General features: G+C 45.1%; 17 protein-coding genes. 12 read left to right on the plus strand and 5 right to left on the minus strand.

Features of this window, described 5'->3' with window-relative positions; translation table 11 throughout:
• The first annotated feature begins 157 nt into the window (after window positions 1-157).
• Both R8N28_RS00880 and R8N28_RS00885 read left to right on the plus strand, forming a co-directional pair.
• Window positions 158-1,216 (plus strand): porin, encoded by a 1,059-nt coding sequence (locus R8N28_RS00880; RefSeq protein WP_042521502.1) that lies wholly within the window; start codon window positions 158-160, stop codon window positions 1,214-1,216.
• A 220-nt stretch (window positions 1,217-1,436) separates the two neighbouring features.
• Window positions 1,437-2,051 (plus strand): fumarylacetoacetate hydrolase family protein, encoded by a 615-nt coding sequence (locus R8N28_RS00885; protein WP_082240193.1) that lies wholly within the window; start codon window positions 1,437-1,439, stop codon window positions 2,049-2,051.
• On the opposite strand, the gene R8N28_RS00890 is transcribed toward R8N28_RS00885, so the two are convergent.
• The 3 genes from R8N28_RS00890 to R8N28_RS00900 form a co-directional block, all read right to left on the minus strand.
• Window positions 2,048-2,359 (minus strand): AzlD domain-containing protein, encoded by a 312-nt coding sequence (locus R8N28_RS00890; protein WP_005385193.1) that lies wholly within the window; start codon window positions 2,357-2,359, stop codon window positions 2,048-2,050. The genes R8N28_RS00885 and R8N28_RS00890 overlap by 4 nt on opposite strands.
• A complete protein-coding gene (locus tag R8N28_RS00895; protein WP_005375526.1) occupies window positions 2,359-3,069 on the minus strand; it encodes an AzlC family ABC transporter permease in 711 nt (236 codons plus the stop codon). The genes R8N28_RS00890 and R8N28_RS00895 overlap by 1 nt, the downstream gene beginning before the upstream one ends.
• Window positions 3,070-3,148: 79 nt before the next feature.
• Window positions 3,149-3,976, minus strand: a complete 828-nt coding sequence (locus R8N28_RS00900; protein WP_065275398.1) for an AraC family transcriptional regulator — start codon at window positions 3,974-3,976, stop codon at window positions 3,149-3,151.
• 229 nt (window positions 3,977-4,205) lie between these two features.
• On the opposite strand from R8N28_RS00900, the gene R8N28_RS00905 reads away from it, so the two are divergent.
• Together R8N28_RS00905 and R8N28_RS00910 are read left to right on the plus strand one after the other, a co-directional pair.
• Window positions 4,206-4,838 carry a LysE family translocator gene (locus R8N28_RS00905; RefSeq protein ID WP_005375522.1) on the plus strand — a complete coding sequence of 211 codons (633 nt, stop codon included), beginning with the start codon at window positions 4,206-4,208 and terminating at the stop codon, window positions 4,836-4,838.
• Window positions 4,839-4,917: 79 nt separating this feature from the next.
• The gene (locus R8N28_RS00910; protein WP_005375519.1) at window positions 4,918-5,340 is read left to right on the plus strand and encodes a GNAT family N-acetyltransferase; all 423 of its coding nucleotides are present in this window, start codon (window positions 4,918-4,920) and stop codon (window positions 5,338-5,340) included.
• A gap of 98 nt (window positions 5,341-5,438) precedes the next feature.
• On the opposite strand, the gene R8N28_RS00915 is transcribed toward R8N28_RS00910, so the two are convergent.
• Entirely contained in the window at window positions 5,439-7,133 is a 1,695-nt protein-coding gene (locus R8N28_RS00915) for a phospho-sugar mutase (RefSeq protein ID WP_017821603.1), read from the minus strand.
• Between the two features lie 330 nt (window positions 7,134-7,463).
• Here R8N28_RS00915 and coxB point away from each other — a divergent pair, with 330 nt between their 5' ends.
• Genes coxB through R8N28_RS00935 form a run of 4 tightly spaced genes read left to right on the plus strand, consistent with a single transcriptional unit; the run spans window position 7,464 to window position 11,751 of the window.
• Window positions 7,464-8,627, plus strand: a complete 1,164-nt coding sequence (gene coxB, locus R8N28_RS00920; protein ID WP_053350487.1) for a cytochrome c oxidase subunit II — start codon at window positions 7,464-7,466, stop codon at window positions 8,625-8,627.
• Window positions 8,624-10,255 carry a cytochrome c oxidase subunit I gene (gene ctaD, locus R8N28_RS00925; protein ID WP_017821601.1) on the plus strand — a complete coding sequence of 544 codons (1,632 nt, stop codon included), beginning with the start codon at window positions 8,624-8,626 and terminating at the stop codon, window positions 10,253-10,255. Before coxB ends, ctaD begins: the two co-directional genes overlap by 4 nt.
• Window positions 10,256-10,275: 20 nt before the next feature.
• Window positions 10,276-10,815, plus strand: a complete 540-nt coding sequence (locus R8N28_RS00930; protein ID WP_005385211.1) for a cytochrome c oxidase assembly protein — start codon at window positions 10,276-10,278, stop codon at window positions 10,813-10,815.
• A gap of 51 nt (window positions 10,816-10,866) precedes the next feature.
• A complete protein-coding gene (locus R8N28_RS00935; protein ID WP_005385214.1) occupies window positions 10,867-11,751 on the plus strand; it encodes a cytochrome c oxidase subunit 3 in 885 nt (294 codons plus the stop codon).
• Between the two features lie 24 nt (window positions 11,752-11,775).
• On the opposite strand, the gene R8N28_RS00940 is transcribed toward R8N28_RS00935, so the two are convergent.
• Complete coding sequence (locus R8N28_RS00940) at window positions 11,776-12,012, minus strand: DUF2909 family protein (RefSeq protein WP_005391169.1); 237 nt, start codon at window positions 12,010-12,012, stop codon at window positions 11,776-11,778.
• On the opposite strand from R8N28_RS00940, the gene R8N28_RS00945 reads away from it, so the two are divergent.
• The 4 genes from R8N28_RS00945 to cyoE are packed head-to-tail and all read left to right on the plus strand — an operon-like array spanning window position 12,011 to window position 15,251.
• The gene (locus R8N28_RS00945) at window positions 12,011-12,802 is read left to right on the plus strand and encodes an SURF1 family protein (protein ID WP_053307841.1); all 792 of its coding nucleotides are present in this window, start codon (window positions 12,011-12,013) and stop codon (window positions 12,800-12,802) included. The genes R8N28_RS00940 and R8N28_RS00945 overlap by 2 nt on opposite strands.
• Window positions 12,792-13,328 (plus strand): hypothetical protein, encoded by a 537-nt coding sequence (locus tag R8N28_RS00950; protein WP_025768462.1) that lies wholly within the window; start codon window positions 12,792-12,794, stop codon window positions 13,326-13,328. The genes R8N28_RS00945 and R8N28_RS00950 overlap by 11 nt, the downstream gene beginning before the upstream one ends.
• Window positions 13,329-13,339: 11 nt before the next feature.
• On the plus strand, window positions 13,340-14,359 hold the full coding sequence (locus R8N28_RS00955; RefSeq protein WP_017635865.1) for a COX15/CtaA family protein: 1,020 nt from the start codon (window positions 13,340-13,342) through the stop codon (window positions 14,357-14,359).
• The gene (gene cyoE, locus R8N28_RS00960; RefSeq protein WP_005375639.1) at window positions 14,352-15,251 is read left to right on the plus strand and encodes a heme o synthase; all 900 of its coding nucleotides are present in this window, start codon (window positions 14,352-14,354) and stop codon (window positions 15,249-15,251) included. Before R8N28_RS00955 ends, cyoE begins: the two co-directional genes overlap by 8 nt.
• Window positions 15,252-15,304: the final 53 nt, after the last annotated feature.

Below are 15,304 nucleotides of genomic sequence, written 5' to 3' on the forward strand. Positions count from 1 at the left end.
GTCGGCAGTTGTTACACAAAGGTAAAACTAATCTGGTGGAAACGATGCCTCGGATAGCCTTTGTATTCCTCTCTTTGTTCATCATTTCGTTTTTACGAAAGTGAACCAAAGCCGGGTCTAAAACTGACTAACCAACTAATAAGTAATGGATTTAGAAATGAATAAAAAATTATTAGCAGCGGCAATCGCGGCAGCAACCTTCGGTACTCAAGCAGTTGCAGTGGAACTATATAATAACGATGGCACAACATTTTCGATGGGCGGCCACGTTTCTGTTAATTTAAATGGATCAGAGCAAGGTGACACGGATGTGGGTACTAACTCTCCTCGTATCAATATCTCTGCGACACAGGATTTGGGTAATGGCTTCACCGCAGACGCACGTGGTGAATGGGCGCTAAACTACTTAGACGGTGGTGAAGAGTCGTTTAAAACTCGTCTAGGTTACTTAGGTATAACACATGAGGTTTATGGTCGTGCAGTAGGTGGTACGCAATGGTCACCTTACTACGATGTCGCAGGTATTGCAGATATGCCAATCGCGTTTGCCAACGACTTCATCTATGACGATCATGGAAACCTTGGCACTGGCCGTGCGGATAAAATGCTTTCTTACCGTAATGCCATCGAGCTGGGTGAAGCGGGTGTGATCAACTTTGGTCTTGGTTGGCAGGGTGCAAACGATGATTACACGCGCAACGATGCTGGAGTTATAACTGGCGGTGCTAAATACGATGACCGTGTGCAAGCTGCGCTTTCTTACTCAATCATGGGCGCTAAAATCGGTTACTCATACAATGGCGGTGATTTCCAGCACCCTGCATATGCAGGTAAGCACACGGCGGAATCACACGTTGTATCAGCATCTTACGGTGCGTACGGCCAAGGCCTATTCCTTGCTGCGGTTTATGGTTCAAACGAAAACATGAACTTCAGTGCAAAAGGCGACCGTTTAGAAGAAAGTGATGCGTACGAAGCGATCATCGCATACGCTCTAGCAAACAGCCTAAACTTGAGTGTTAACTATGAGATGGTGGAAGGTAAAGAGTTTAAGAGCTCTAAAACAGAAACTGCTCGTGAAGAAATGGCACTACAAGCAGAATACAACTTCACGCCTAAATTTGTTGGTTACGCGGGTTACCAGTTTGACCTAAATGACGACAATGGTCGTGAAACTGATGACAAATGGGCGTTAGGTGCTCGTTACTACCTATAATAGGGTTTAGCGAGAACTATTATTCAAGCTCATTGATCTAAAGCCAGCCTCGTGCTGGCTTTTTGTCTATTTGTTTTACAAATACTTTGCTGTTTCAATTAGATGATACAAAACTCAAAACGGGGTGAATGTCTTATTTTTTACACTAGAGGTTGCTATTTAGTGTCGTTAAGTCAATAGGTTAGATTATGATGGGATTTTTGTTTTGCAGGGAAGAATGATGAGTGTTATTCAAGTTGAAGAAAAGAAAGTAGAAGTGGGTAAAGTGCTTTGTGTTGGACGAAATTACGTTGAACATATTCATGAGCTTAATAATGCAATGCCTGAGCAAATGGTGGTATTTAATAAACCCGCAACTTCCGTATCAACAACTCTGCGTTCATTCCATCAAGAGCCCCTTCATTATGAGGCTGAAATCTGCTTTTTGATCAAGGATGGACGTTATTCAGCGGTTGGTTTGGGATTGGATCTGACCAAGCGTGGTTTGCAATCCTCGCTTAAAAATCAGGGGTTGCCGTGGGAGCGTGCTAAGGCATTTGATGGATCTGCTGTGTTTAGTCGGTTTGTCTCTTTGGAAAACATTGATATCAATGATCTTAACCTTGAGCTCTTAATTAACTGTGTTCGTGTACAAAAAGGTCACGTTAACCAAATGCTCTATCCGCCGCTAAGTATCCTGGATGAATTAACCAGTTACACAACACTTCAAGATGGCGATGTAGTGATGACTGGTACACCAAAGGGCGTTGGTGAGGTACATGAAGGTGACATCTTCCTTGGTCGATTAAAGTGTGGCGATGTCACCTTGTTGGAGATTGAGTGGTTGGCGGATTAAAGCCAAATTCGTAGAACGAGAAATACCACCATACTGATAACCGTCGTTAAAAGAACATTTTTAGTAAAATACGCGATTAAAGCAGCCAGTACGGCAGCCAGTAAAAATGGGTTTTGCACATTGACGCTGAGCTCCCCATCGGGAATGAAAACGATCGGTGCCCAGATCGCAGTCAGTACTGCGGGGCTAGCGTAATTGAGTACTTTTTGAGTGCGCGTCCCTAATCGCAATGGTAGCTTGGGTTCTAAAAACAAGTAGCGGCTGGTGAAAACAAGTACCGTCATCAGCAAAATAGCCAACATGATCATTAGCGTTTCTCCTTTACTTGTTCCACAAAGTAACCAGTAAGCATGGCTAAAATGCTCGAAATCATCAAACTTCCCTCAATTTGATAATAGGTTAGGGCAACTGAGCTCACCAAAGCCACAATAACACTCGCGAGCACCGCTGCATTTTTAATGGTGGGTACTACTATCGCGATAAAAGTAGCGGCTACAGCAAATTCCAAACCCATTTCGTTCAGTTCAGGGATTAGACTTCCCGCAATAATGCCCGTCAATGTCGCGACATTCCAAAACAGGTAAAAACTCAGACCAGCCCCAAGTGCATACCAGCGATTAAATTGTTTATCGGAATGGTGGCCTACAATCGCAAACAGCTCGTCAGTAAGTAAGAAGCCGAGTGATAATCGCCATTTTAGAGGGAGCGGTGCAATTTTACTGCGCATCGATACACTGTAGAGGAAGTGTCGAGAGGTGATAAAAAACGTTGTCAGTAACATGGTCACTAGACCTGCTCCCGTTTTAATCATACCCATCGCGACGAGCTGTGCAGAACCTGCGAACAGAATGGCGGATAGTGCTTGTCCTTCCAAAGGGTGAAGCCCAGTATCAATTGCGAATGAGCCTGCGAGTAAGCCCCAAGGGAGCACTGCGATACTCAGAGGCATCATCGCAAGTGTACCTTGCCAAAATAGCGTGGCTTTTGATTCTTTTTGTAACGGCAAAGTGTGGTCCATAGTTTCTTCTTATTTATTCCTAAATCAGATTACCAAGATAGCTCGGTAGTCGCATAACGCCTTGTACAATATTGCTGCTTTAGTTGTGACGGACGTATTGGCCGGGAGTGACGCCCATGGCTTTTTTAAAGTGTCGATGCAGATGGCTTTGATCATGGAAGCCGCATTCTTGTGCCACGTCTGAAATTTTTTGTCCCATTTTTAGTAGCTTCTTCGCCATACGTAAACGTTGCTGAATTTGATAGGCATGAGGCGGAAAGCCAAATTGCTTTTGAAACTCTCTCAGCAGATGAAAAGGGCTTAATCCAGACAGTTTGGCGAGTTCTTCTAGTGAGACGTCCGTTTGTGGAAAGTCTTCCAAAAATTCTCTGACTAGCTGCACTTGTCGCTGAGCTCTGGTTGACTCTTTCAGTGGTGCCCGATGAGTGCTGTGTTTACTGGCTAGCTTGATCAACGTGCCGTAAACCAAAGTTTCTCTCAATAAACGGTTGTCTGATTGTTCTAGTGTTTCAAATACCAATCGTAACTGACTAGCCAGCTCAGGATCGTAAACCACAGGTTGAGGGAAATAGGGCAGAGCTACATTTGGTGAACCAAGCTCTTGTCCTAAAGTTTGAAACTGCTGAGGTACAGGGTACATTGCTTTGTATTCCCAACCGCCTTCCGAGGCTGAATGCCCGTTGTGTACTTCATCTGCATTAACAAGGATGATGCTGTCCTGTGGCGCGATATGATTCCCGCCCGTCCTAAAAAATTGTTGTGCCCCTTTTTCGATGACACCAATAGTGTAACCTTCGTGGCTATGGCGTGAAAAATTCTGCTTCTCATACTTTGCATCGAGAAGTTCTAAACCGCCGAGCTCTTGAGCTATCTTGAAGGTAGCGATTTCCTTATTCTTTTCTTTCATCTTTATCCGGTCTGCTCAAGAAAATCATTTTAGAAGTGTAACGGATCCATCGTGCTTATTTTTGTACAAAATTGCTATTCGATTTTGATAAACAGGCGAATTGATTGCTACTTTTCAACTGGGCAAACTATGATTTTTATTTTTTGACTTATCTTGGCTATTTTGGGCTGGATGATGTTATTTTGTTGGTATAACATTCGCCGCCTTGTTGTAGAAAAGCGGTTCCATCATGATTGATTTATCTGTACTTCCTGTTTATCTCACCGCAGTAGTGGCTTTGTTGCTGTTACCAGGGCCCGATATGTTGCTGATAGCGAGCTCTAGTATGAGTTACGGTAAGAAGGTCGGTCTTTTTGCTAGCTTAGGCAATGCGACGTCTGGTGTTATTCTTACTTTGCTTGCTGCGATGGGAGTATCTACCCTGATTGCCATGAGCCCAATAGCCCTTAAAGTCCTTCATCTACTAGGTGGCGCTTACTTGTTAAAAATGGGTTGGGACTGCTTACGAGCTGAGGCATCTTCGGCTCCAGAGCTTGATGGTCAAAACAAAATGGCATCAACTTATTATCAACGTGCTTTGATGAGTAATTTGCTCAACCCTAAAGCCTTGGTCTTTTTTGTAATGTTTTTGCCGCAGTTTGTCTCAAGCAATATCACGGCATCTTCCGGTGAGCAGATGCTAGCGCTAGGGTTATTGTTGAACGTTCTTGGCTTGTCATTCAATTTATTACTTGTTGGGTTAGCAGGCACATTGGGCAAAGGGCTGCTCGAGAACGAAAAATTCCGCACGTATCAACATAAACTAATGGGGTTAGTGTTTGTTATTCTGGCGTTGTGGATGCTGAGTAGTTTCGCCTTGTAAAGTTATCATATTCCATCAGAAAGCCAGCAATTGCTGGCTTTTTGTTTTAGGATATTGGTGTTTCCTAAGGAGAGGATATATGAAGCTTGAATTTTGTTTAAATCCAGATCAAACAGACCTTGATTTTGTTCGTGAAGGTATTCGATCTTATAACCGACTGCATTTACCTGAAGGGGAAGTGCATGCTGTAGGCTGTTTCGCAAAAGATGAGAATGGCAAGATCATGGGTGGCTTGACTGGCGAAATGTTTAAAAATACGGTGTTTGTGGAGTTTTTGTGGGTAGACGCTGAAAGTCGAACCTCTGGTCTCGGTAGTCAATTAATGTCGATGCTAGAACAAAAAGTAAAGCCTCATGGGGTTACCCATGTTTATTTGGATACCTACAGCTTTCAAGCTCTTGAGTTCTATCTCAAATTGGGTTTTGAGAAAGTGGGGCAGTACTCAGGCTATCCTGCAGAGGGCATCCACAAGTACTTTCTACAAAAGGAAATTGTAGGCTAGGGAAAGCACGGGTTAGCTTGACTTGTTCTAGTGAAAATCAAAAAAGAGGCGCGAATTTGCGCCTCTTGTTGTATCAAATATCTATGTTTCTCTTTGACTTACAAACTTTGCTGGTGCGCGTCGATAAGTTCGTTCATCTTCGCTTCTGCTGCTTGCTGTGCTTGCTCATAGCTCATATCCGCAGGGAAGAGGTTGATGACTTCGTAGTAACATTTTAGTTTTGGCTCAGTACCAGAAGGACGAACAATCACGCGTGATTGATCTTCTAGGTGATAAATCAATACGTCACTTGCCGGTAAGTCAATGGATTCTTCAGAGCCGTCGTCAAACATGCGAACCGATGTTTTTAGATCTTCGGTTACTGCAACTTTTTTACCAGCAATCTCTGTTGGTGGATTTGCTCGGAGTTTGTCGCCGATTGGTGGAGAGTTCGGGTCGAGAGCGATGCTGCGTTGTGCGTTGAAGTAGAAACCGTGCTCGCGGTACAGCTCTTCCAGTTTATCCCACAGTGTTTTGCCTTGCGCTTTAAGCTTGCCTGTTAGCTGTGAAAACGCGACGATTGCAGATAAACCATCTTTATCCCACACCTTGTTACCCACGGTATAACCGAGCGCTTCCTCATAAGCAAACAAGAATGGGTTGGTTTCTGTCTCTTGTTCCATGGCAACGTTAGTAAGCCATTTAAAGCCAGTTAATGTTTGATAGTATTGTGCGCCATGCGCCTTAGCGATGCTGCTCAGCATTCTTGAGGATACGATGGTGTTGCCAACCAAAGCGTTAGGTTGCTGTTCCAACAAGTAATCGCCAAACAGTGAGCCCACCTGATCACCCGTTAGCATTTGATACTCGCCATCTGGGCGTTTAACTGCCACGGCAAAACGGTCCGCATCTGGATCGTTAGCGCAAGCGATATCGGCATCTACGGACTTACCTAACGCCATCACCATATCCATTGCACCGGCTTCTTCAGGGTTTGGGAAGTTGACGGTTGGGAAGCTTCCATCAGGTTCGCGCTGTTCCTTAACACTTGCCACTTTTTGGAAGCCTGCGTCGGCAAGTAGCGTTTCCGCCATATTCGCGCCAACGCCATGCATCGCAGTGTAAGCGATAGAAATATCGGTGTTGTTGTCAGGAGTAAGCAGCGCGTTTTCATTCATTGTCTTACGGTAAGTTTGGTAGTAGTCGTCTTCCAACCAAACTAACAAACCGTGCTGTTTTGCATCATCGAGAGACATTAAAGGTAATGGCTTCGTTGTTGCGTCATCAATTTTCGCTGCGATTCCAGAGTCGTGCGGAGGAATAATCTGTGCGCCATTCTCCCAATATACTTTAAAGCCATTGTATTCTGGTGGATTGTGACTGGCAGTAACAACAACAGCGGCCGCCGCATTCAATGTACGGACACCAAACGCGACAATTGGGGTTGCTGCAACGTCATACGTTAGGTAAACCTTGATACCAAGGGCCGTCAGTACGGATGCGGTATCATGCGCGAATTGTTTTGAATCGGGACGACCGTCGTAGCCAATAACGACACCACGACTCGCGGCATCTTTGACTTGCTCAAGCAAATAGTGCCCTAAACCAGTGGCGGTCTCTTGAATCACCAAGCGGTTCATTCGGTTTGGACCTGCGCCCACTTTGCCACGTAAGCCTGCAGTACCAAAGGCAAGGCGTGAGCCAAAGCGATCAGTAAGTTCTTGTTCATTGTTCGTATCGACGAGGTGTTGTAGCTCTTCACGAGTCTTAGGATCAGGGTCTCGTTCTAGCCATTGCGTAATTAGTGCTGTCATATCAGTCATTCCTTAGTAGGGGGAGCCTACTTTCTTGGACACTTCGTTTGGTAAGTATCTCAATGTTTTCTTTTAAATCAATGTAAATGGTTCTCAATTACATTTCAAAGAGGGCAATCGATAAACCGAATTAATTTTTCTTATCCGAACAAAATTTAATCATATTTAATTTCTTGAAGAACCTTGGAACTATAACTAGCCTTTTAACATAAATATAACAAACCGTGTCGAAATCGTAGTTTTTGTGATTTTTCGTAAAGTTGTTCGATATTTGCATCGGGACGCAAGGAAGCTCGCGTAGGCGTAGCGGCTGAGCAGAGGAGAGATCTTTTGAAAAGATTAACGACTACTCTAGCCTTATCACTGAATGTGATTTTAATCACATTTTCCTCTTTTGGTTGGTCAAAGGAAAATGACTACAACATGACAAAAGGGGTCACAGAGATAAGTGGGCAAGTGTATGAATTACATATGCTGATTTTCTATATCTGCTGTGTAATTGCTTTGATTGTTTTTGGTGTGATGTTCTATTCCATCTTCCGTCATCGCAAGTCAAAAGGAGCAGTTGCCGCACATTTCCATGAAAGTACAAAAGTGGAAATTATTTGGACGGTCATACCCATCATCATTCTTGTCGCTATGGCGATTCCCGCAACAAAAACTCTAGTAGCAATGGAAGACACAAGCCAATCGGATATCACGGTCAAGATCACAGGCTCACAATGGAAATGGCATTACAGCTATTTTGGTGAAGATGTTGAGTTTTTTAGTTTGCTTGCCACCAGCCAAAAACAAATTGATGGAATCGAAGCTAAAGGCGCGCATTACTTACTGGAAGTAGACAACCCTTTGGTGTTGCCTGTGAATCGCAAAGTGCGTTTTTTGATGACTTCTGATGATGTTATTCACTCTTGGTGGGTACCGGACTTTGCCGTCAAGAAAGACACCATTCCAGGTTTTATTAATGAAGCATGGACAAGAATTGATGAGCCAGGCGTATATCGCGGCCAATGTGCGGAGCTATGTGGTCGTGCACACGGATTTATGCCAGTGGTGGTGCATGCGATGGAAGAAGAAAAGTTCGATGAATGGCTAGCGAGTAAGAAGGAAGAACTCGCACTTCAAAAAGCGGCGGCACAAGAAGCGCTCTCTCAAGACTTATCTATGGACGAATTGATGTCGCAAGGCGAATCGATATACACGGCGCGTTGCGCTGTGTGTCATCAGGCAAATGGTGAGGGGATTCCGGGTGCATTTCCCGCGATTAAAGGCAGTCCTATTGCAACCGGAGATGTTACAGAGCACATAGATATTATTGTCAACGGTCGCCCGGGCACCGCAATGCAGGCTTTTTCTAATCAGTTAAGTGACAAAGAAATTGGCGCGGTTATCACATATCAACGAAATGCATGGGGCAACGATACTGGCGATACAGTGCAAGCATCCGATGTGAATGCCTTTAAGGCACAAGACAGTGCTAAGGAGGAAATATGAGTAAGCCAATAGATAAGGCAGTGAAGTCTGCGCCAGCAGAAGCCAGTGCGAACAGTACCATTGCGATTGATGATGGTCACGAGCATCATGCACCCCAGGGCATCACTCGTTGGTTGTATTCTACAAGCCATAAAGACATAGGCACCCTCTACCTTTGGTTTAGCTTTGCGATGTTTCTAACAGGTGGTGCGATGGCTATGATCATTCGTGCCGAACTGTTCCAGCCAGGGCTACAGCTAGTCGATCCGCAGTTTTTTAATCAAATGACCACGGTACACGGTTTAGTAATGGTATTTGGTGCGGTGATGCCAGCATTTACGGGTCTTGCTAACTGGATGATCCCGATGATGATCGGCGCTCCAGATATGGCGCTACCGCGCATGAACAACTTGAGCTTTTGGATCTTACCTTTTGCATTTCTCATCTTGTTGAGCTCGTTGTTTTTACCTGGCGGCGGTCCTGATTTTGGTTGGACGTTTTATGCTCCGCTGTCCACGACTTATGGCCCGGATAGCACTGCGCTGTTTGTATTCTCTGTTCATATCATGGGTATCAGTTCCATTATGGGCGCGATCAACGTTATCGTGACGATCGTAAATATGCGAGCTCCGGGAATGACTTGGTTCAAGTTACCAATGTTTGTTTGGACTTGGCTAATCACCGCTTTCTTGTTGATCGCGGTTATGCCGGTACTAGCGGGTGCAGTGACCATGGTTCTTACTGACAAATATTTCGGGACTAGCTTCTTTGACGCAGCTGGTGGTGGTGACCCGGTAATGTTCCAACACATCTTTTGGTTCTTTGGTCACCCAGAAGTGTACATCATGATTTTACCGTCGTTTGGAATCATTTCCGCCATTCTGCCTGCTTTCAGTGGTAAGAAGCTGTTTGGTTATCATTCGATGGTTTACGCGACGTGCAGCATTGCATTGTTATCTTTCCTTGTGTGGGCGCACCACATGTTTACCACGGGGATGCCAGTTTTTGCTGAGCTCTTCTTCATGTATTGCACTATGCTGATTGCGGTACCAACGGGGGTTAAAGTCTTTAACTGGGTTGCCACCATGTGGCGTGGAGCTCTGACATTTGAAACGCCAATGTTGTTTGCCATTGCCTTTATTGTGCTTTTTACTATTGGCGGCTTCTCGGGACTGATGTTGGCGATTGTGCCGGCGGATTTCCAATATCATGACACTTACTTCGTGGTTGCCCATTTTCATTATGTGTTGGTATCTGGTGCGGTATTCTCGATCATGGCAGCGGCATACTACTGGCTACCTAAGTGGACGGGCAATATGTACGACCACAAGCTGAGTTTATGGCATTTCTGGTGCTCAATTATTTCCGTCAATGTCCTGTTTTTCCCAATGCACTTCCTAGGCTTAGCAGGCATGCCAAGGCGCATACCGGATTACGCCATTCAGTTTGCTGATGTTAATCAAATAGTATCAATTGGTGGGTTTGCATTTGGGTTGTCACAACTGATCTTCTTATGGTTGGTGATCAAGTGTATTCGTGGCGGGGAAAAGGCTTCTGCAAAACCGTGGGAACGTGCGGAGGGCTTAGAGTGGACAGTGCCAAGCCCTGCGCCACATCATACGTTTACTACACCGCCTGAGATTGACTAGCAAAGAGTGGGGTGAGTGACATGAAACCGAATCCATCAAACAAGAAGCTCACAGTGAAGTTGCTTTTGGCGACCCTGTTAATGTTTGGCTTCGGCTATGCACTGGTCCCACTTTATGACGTGATGTGCGACGCACTGGGAATCAATGGAAAGACAAGTGAAGTAGCCGCCATTCAACCGACAGGTATGCAACCGGACATGAGCAGAACTGTTCGCGTGGAGTTTATGGCGCATGTCAGCCCAGATATGCCTTGGGAGTTTAGACCCAAAGTGATTTCGATGGATGTTCACCCAGGTGAAGTCGTACAAACCGAATACCTTGCATTTAATGAAAGCGGGCAGAAGTTGGTGGGGCAAGCCGTTCCTTCTGTTTCTCCCGGGACTGGAGCTGCTTACTTCAATAAGATTGAGTGTTTTTGCTTTAACCAGCAGCCTCTGGATGGTAAACAGCAAGCTCAAATGCCGTTGATTTTTTATATCGAACCGGACTTGCCGGAGTCTATACACACGTTAACGCTGTCTTACACACTCTATAAACTTCCCCCTCCTACAGGCTCTTAGCCACTCAGGGAGAGAGATACAGACCAAGGTTGGTCAGTAAGGAGAGAAATTATGAGTAACAAGCCAGGAACATATTATGTTCCCGCTCAAAGTAGCTGGCCGATCATCGGTGCATTTGCTCTGTTTTTGGTTGCTGTTGGCGCAGGCATGACCGTCCAGGGGACACAAAGTGACGGTGCAGTGGGAACCATTGGTGGCATTGTGCTAGCGGTGGGCTTCTTGTTCTTGCTTTACATGTTGGCTGGTTGGTTTAGTAATGTGATTACTGAATCACTGAGTGGAAAATACAGCTCGCAAATTACTCGTTCTTTTCGCCAAGGAATGAGCTGGTTTATCTTTTCTGAAGTGATGTTTTTTGGTGCCTTTTTTGGTGCCTTGTTCTACGCCAGAATGATTTCTGTGCCTTGGTTAGGTGGGGCAGATAATAACTTCATGACTAACGAAGTCCTGTGGCCAACCTTCGAAGCGATGTGGCCACTCACACTGACGCCGGGAGGAGAAACAACACAAGCTATGCCGTGGCAGGGCATACCCCTTACCAACACTATCTTGCTGCTATTGTCGTCTATTACGCTACATATGGCGCATATAAGCCTTGAACAAGACAAAAGAACGGCACTGATTGTTTGGTTAGAGATAACCATCGTACTTGCTGGCTTTTTCCTATATTACCAAGCGGTTGAGTATGTTCATGCTTATCAAGACATAGGGCTCACGTTGCAGTCCGGTATTTACGGTAACACGTTCTTCATGTTGACGGGATTCCACGGTTTACACGTTTGTCTTGGGACTATCTTCTTAATCGTGCTGCTGTTCAGAATCGCTAAAGATCACTTTTCGCCAAAGAACCATTTTGCCTTTCAAGCGGGCAGCTGGTATTGGCATTTCGTGGATGTGGTTTGGTTATGTCTGTTTGTGTTTGTTTACGTACTTTAGGCTCATTGTGAACTCTTGGTCCGACTAATAAGGGCGAGGGTTTGGCGCTAGCCAACCCGAGCTGAGCGCAATAAGCAGAAGGATGACCACCAAAGCGGAGAACATGACTCGACGGCCTAAGTAATGACTCATGGGTTTGTCTCTTTTTTCAGGATTATCTGGGTCTTCACGAACCATTTCGATAAGCGCTTTTGCGAGGTTGAAGATAATGAAAAGCAGCAAAAGGACAAGCGTCAGTTTGAATAGAAATACGGTGGACATGGCACCTCCGGTTTCATCATTGTTGTTATCAAGACAATTATGGCTATCGAAACGGTTTTGGGTTGCAGTTGGTTTAACTGTGGTTGTGTTTTCTCTTTTGGTCAAACTGGGTTTTTGGCAGTTTGAGAGAGGGCAAGAAAAACAAGCATTGGAACAAGCCATTCTCGCGCGTGCGGATAGTGCGTACCAAGCACTAAGCGTCGTTCTTGAAGACAACGACTGGCGAGAGGAAAGTATCCTCGGGAAAAAAGTGGAAGTTAATGTTGTTCCTCAGGCGTTTCCCGTAATTTTGTTAGACAATCAAACGCATCAAGGCAGTGTGGGATATTTAGCATTTCAGATTGTATTGACGAGCGATGAGCCTAGTACCTATGCGTTATTGGAGCTTGGTTTTGTCGAGGGAAGAGCAGATCGCTCAATGTTACCAACGGTCACCAAACTCGATAATTCGACTTTCATCACAGGACGCCTGTACCGAAAATCTACTAATCCACTGAGCTCAGAGTTAATGCCGGAAGTTGGCGATGTTATTCGCGTGCAAAACCTAAACATCGCGCAATTGAATCAGCTACTGAATATTGAACTTATGCCCGCAGTCTTGCAGCCAGACAATTTAACTCGTTGGCCCTATGACTTTCCTTGGAATCCATTGCCACTCAATAGTGCCAAACATTTTGGCTATTCGATTCAATGGTTTTCAATGGCAGGTGTTTTCTTATTACTGACTTTAATTGTTTTTGTTCGTTGGCAAAAAAAGTTGCGTCACATGGAGGTGAAGCATGACATCTAAAGTAACCAAAGGACGACTAATGTTGATTGCGCTGGTTTGTACGTTCGCGCTTCCCGCTGTCATTGCAAAAGTCATTCTCACACAAGGGTGGTATCAAAGCGGAGTGACCAATAGAGGCGAGTTAGTCGAACCATACACGACGTTAGAGCAACTTGGTCAAGAGTCACCTCTCAAAGACCATGGTTGGCAACTCGCTTATGTATTGCCTAACGAATGCACTGAAGAATGTAAACAGCAGCTTTACCTGCTTCAGCAAAGCCATGTTGCTTTAGGTAAGTATCAAGAGCGAGTAGTGCCAGTCGTTTGGCAGACTGAACATTCAGATCCCATAGAAGTATCGATGTTAGCGATGCAAATGAATGAATTGGTTACCGCAAAAGTGAAACCTGGGCAAATGTTGATCGTTGATCCTCTTGGGCAACTGGTGATGTCTTACTCGCCGAAACCAAATGAGGACTTAGTCCTATTGAATAAAGGTATGTTGGCGGACTTACGCAAGCTCTTAAAACTGTCACGAGTCGGTTAGAGGAAGTGCATATGAAATTAATTCAGTTGGTTAGATTCAGTTTGCTCCTAACTCTCGTGGTGATCATGTTAGGGGCATATACTCGCCTTTCAGATGCAGGGTTAGGTTGCCCGGACTGGCCTGGTTGTTATGGGCACTTTTCTGTGCCGCATCAAGAAGAAGACGTCATACGTGCTAACCTGAACTTCCCCGAGCGGGCAGTAGAGCATGAGAAAGCATGGCTTGAGATGATTCATCGCTATTTTGCAGGAACGTTAGGTTTAGTCATTTTTGCGATGGCAGCGATATCAGTAAGGTCTGAGCGTGTAAATTCAACCATTCCGATGTTGCTAAGCGTATTGGTGATTGGGCAGGCACTTTTGGGAATGTGGACAGTTACTCTTAAGTTAATGCCCGTCATCGTGATGCTTCACTTGCTCGGTGGTTTTGTTTTATTGGCGTTACAGGCGATTTTTTACTGCCAATTAAAAGCGCAAAACAATCTCTATTTCTCTCCATCTTCTAGCTCTCTGAGAGGCTTTTCATTGTTGGTTTTCCTGGTTGTTTTGGTGCAAGTGCTCCTTGGAGGATGGACTTCGTCAAATTATGCTGCGCTGATGTGTACCACACTGCCGATTTGTGAGGGAGACTGGATGAGCCATCTCTCATGGAAAGAAGCGTTTTCTTTCTGGCAAACTGGATTCGAGAATTATGAATTTGGTGTCTTGGAGTATCCGGCAAGAATGACTATACACGTCACTCATCGTATAGGCGCTATTGTTACCGCCACCGTGGTATTGGCTTATAGTATTGGGCTTATGAGGCAAGATTCTCATCATTCACAGAGAATCGGAGGGTGGTTGTTATTTACTCTGGTGTGCCAAATTATGCTGGGTGTAAGCAACGTAGTATTTCAACTTCCTATCTATGTCGCGGTGGCGCACAACCTTGGTGCCGCTGTTATGTTGAGTCTCGTTTGTGTTAGCCAGTTTTACTTGTGGCAGGGTAAAACGGCTTGGAATTACACCGCGAAAGGAGTTCGCTATGAGTAAAGAAATCGCGCTGTCGTTAAATGGGCGAAAGCGACTAAGTTCCGTTTATTTGAAGTTAACGAAACCTAAAGTGGTGGCGTTAATGTTGGTGACCGCAGTAGTAGGGATGAGCTTAGCCCCGGTTGATGATTTCCCCTGGTTGCAGGCGGTAGTTGGCCTAACGGGGATTGGTCTGATGGCAGGGTCTGCGGCAGCGTTTAATCATCTAATTGACCGCCGAATTGATGCGAGAATGGCACGTACACACAAACGACCATTGCCATCGGGTGAGACTAAACCATCATCGGTGATAGCCTTCGCTACAGTTTTAGGTGTCTTAGGGTTTGTACTTCTATATGCGATGGTCAACCCGCTGACGGCATGGTTGACTTTGATGAGTTTGCTCGGCTATGCGATGGTATACACAATGTACCTCAAACGTGCTACGCCCCAAAATATCGTCATTGCAGGGATTGCCGGTGCGATGCCGCCTCTTCTCGGTTGGACTGCTGTAACAGGGCAATTACATGCGAATGCTTGGCTGCTCGTGATGATCATTTTTATCTGGACGCCACCACATTTTTGGGCTCTCGCTATTCATCGTGTCGAGGATTACCGCAAGGTAGATATTCCCATGCTGCCAGTGACACACGGCATTGAGTACACCAAAACTTCTATTCTGTTGTATACGGTGCTATTGACTTTGGTTTGTGTCCTACCGGTTTTGGTTGGTATGGTCGGCGTGGTGTATCTTTTTGCCTCGCTACTACTCAATGTTGGCTTTATGTACCATGCATGGAAGCTAAAATATGCACCAGAGCCAAATACCGCGATGGAGACGTTTAAATTCTCTATCTATCATCTTTTGGCGTTGTTCATTGCATTGCTTTCGGATCACTATATTGGTTTTTAACCTTTCTTAAAACAGAAAACGCCGCGTGGTTCGCGGCGTTTTTGGTTTTGATA

This window comes from Vibrio sp. Vb1554, assembly GCF_033344235.1.

Bases quoted from the DNA above. Each gene is read 5' to 3' on its own strand.
- R8N28_RS00935 (WP_005385214.1), top strand. From the start codon at position 10,867: ATGAGTAACAAGCCAGGAACATATTATGTTCCCGCTCAAAGTAGCTGG.
- R8N28_RS00945 (WP_053307841.1), top strand. From the start codon at position 12,011: ATGGCACCTCCGGTTTCATCATTGTTGTTATCAAGACAATTATGGCTA.
- R8N28_RS00955 (WP_017635865.1), top strand. From the start codon at position 13,340: ATGAAATTAATTCAGTTGGTTAGATTCAGTTTGCTCCTAACTCTCGTG.
- R8N28_RS00910 (WP_005375519.1), top strand. From the start codon at position 4,918: ATGAAGCTTGAATTTTGTTTAAATCCAGATCAAACAGACCTTGATTTT.
- R8N28_RS00950 (WP_025768462.1), top strand. From the start codon at position 12,792: ATGACATCTAAAGTAACCAAAGGACGACTAATGTTGATTGCGCTGGTT.
- R8N28_RS00890 (WP_005385193.1), bottom strand. From the start codon at position 2,359: ATGATCATGTTGGCTATTTTGCTGATGACGGTACTTGTTTTCACCAGC.
- R8N28_RS00915 (WP_017821603.1), bottom strand. From the start codon at position 7,133: ATGACAGCACTAATTACGCAATGGCTAGAACGAGACCCTGATCCTAAG.
- R8N28_RS00885 (WP_082240193.1), top strand. From the start codon at position 1,437: ATGAGTGTTATTCAAGTTGAAGAAAAGAAAGTAGAAGTGGGTAAAGTG.
- R8N28_RS00895 (WP_005375526.1), bottom strand. From the start codon at position 3,069: ATGGACCACACTTTGCCGTTACAAAAAGAATCAAAAGCCACGCTATTT.
- R8N28_RS00905 (WP_005375522.1), top strand. From the start codon at position 4,206: ATGATTGATTTATCTGTACTTCCTGTTTATCTCACCGCAGTAGTGGCT.
- R8N28_RS00940 (WP_005391169.1), bottom strand. From the start codon at position 12,012: ATGTCCACCGTATTTCTATTCAAACTGACGCTTGTCCTTTTGCTGCTT.
- cyoE (WP_005375639.1), top strand. From the start codon at position 14,352: ATGAGTAAAGAAATCGCGCTGTCGTTAAATGGGCGAAAGCGACTAAGT.
- ctaD (WP_017821601.1), top strand. From the start codon at position 8,624: ATGAGTAAGCCAATAGATAAGGCAGTGAAGTCTGCGCCAGCAGAAGCC.
- R8N28_RS00900 (WP_065275398.1), bottom strand. From the start codon at position 3,976: ATGAAAGAAAAGAATAAGGAAATCGCTACCTTCAAGATAGCTCAAGAG.
- R8N28_RS00930 (WP_005385211.1), top strand. From the start codon at position 10,276: ATGAAACCGAATCCATCAAACAAGAAGCTCACAGTGAAGTTGCTTTTG.
- R8N28_RS00880 (WP_042521502.1), top strand. From the start codon at position 158: ATGAATAAAAAATTATTAGCAGCGGCAATCGCGGCAGCAACCTTCGGT.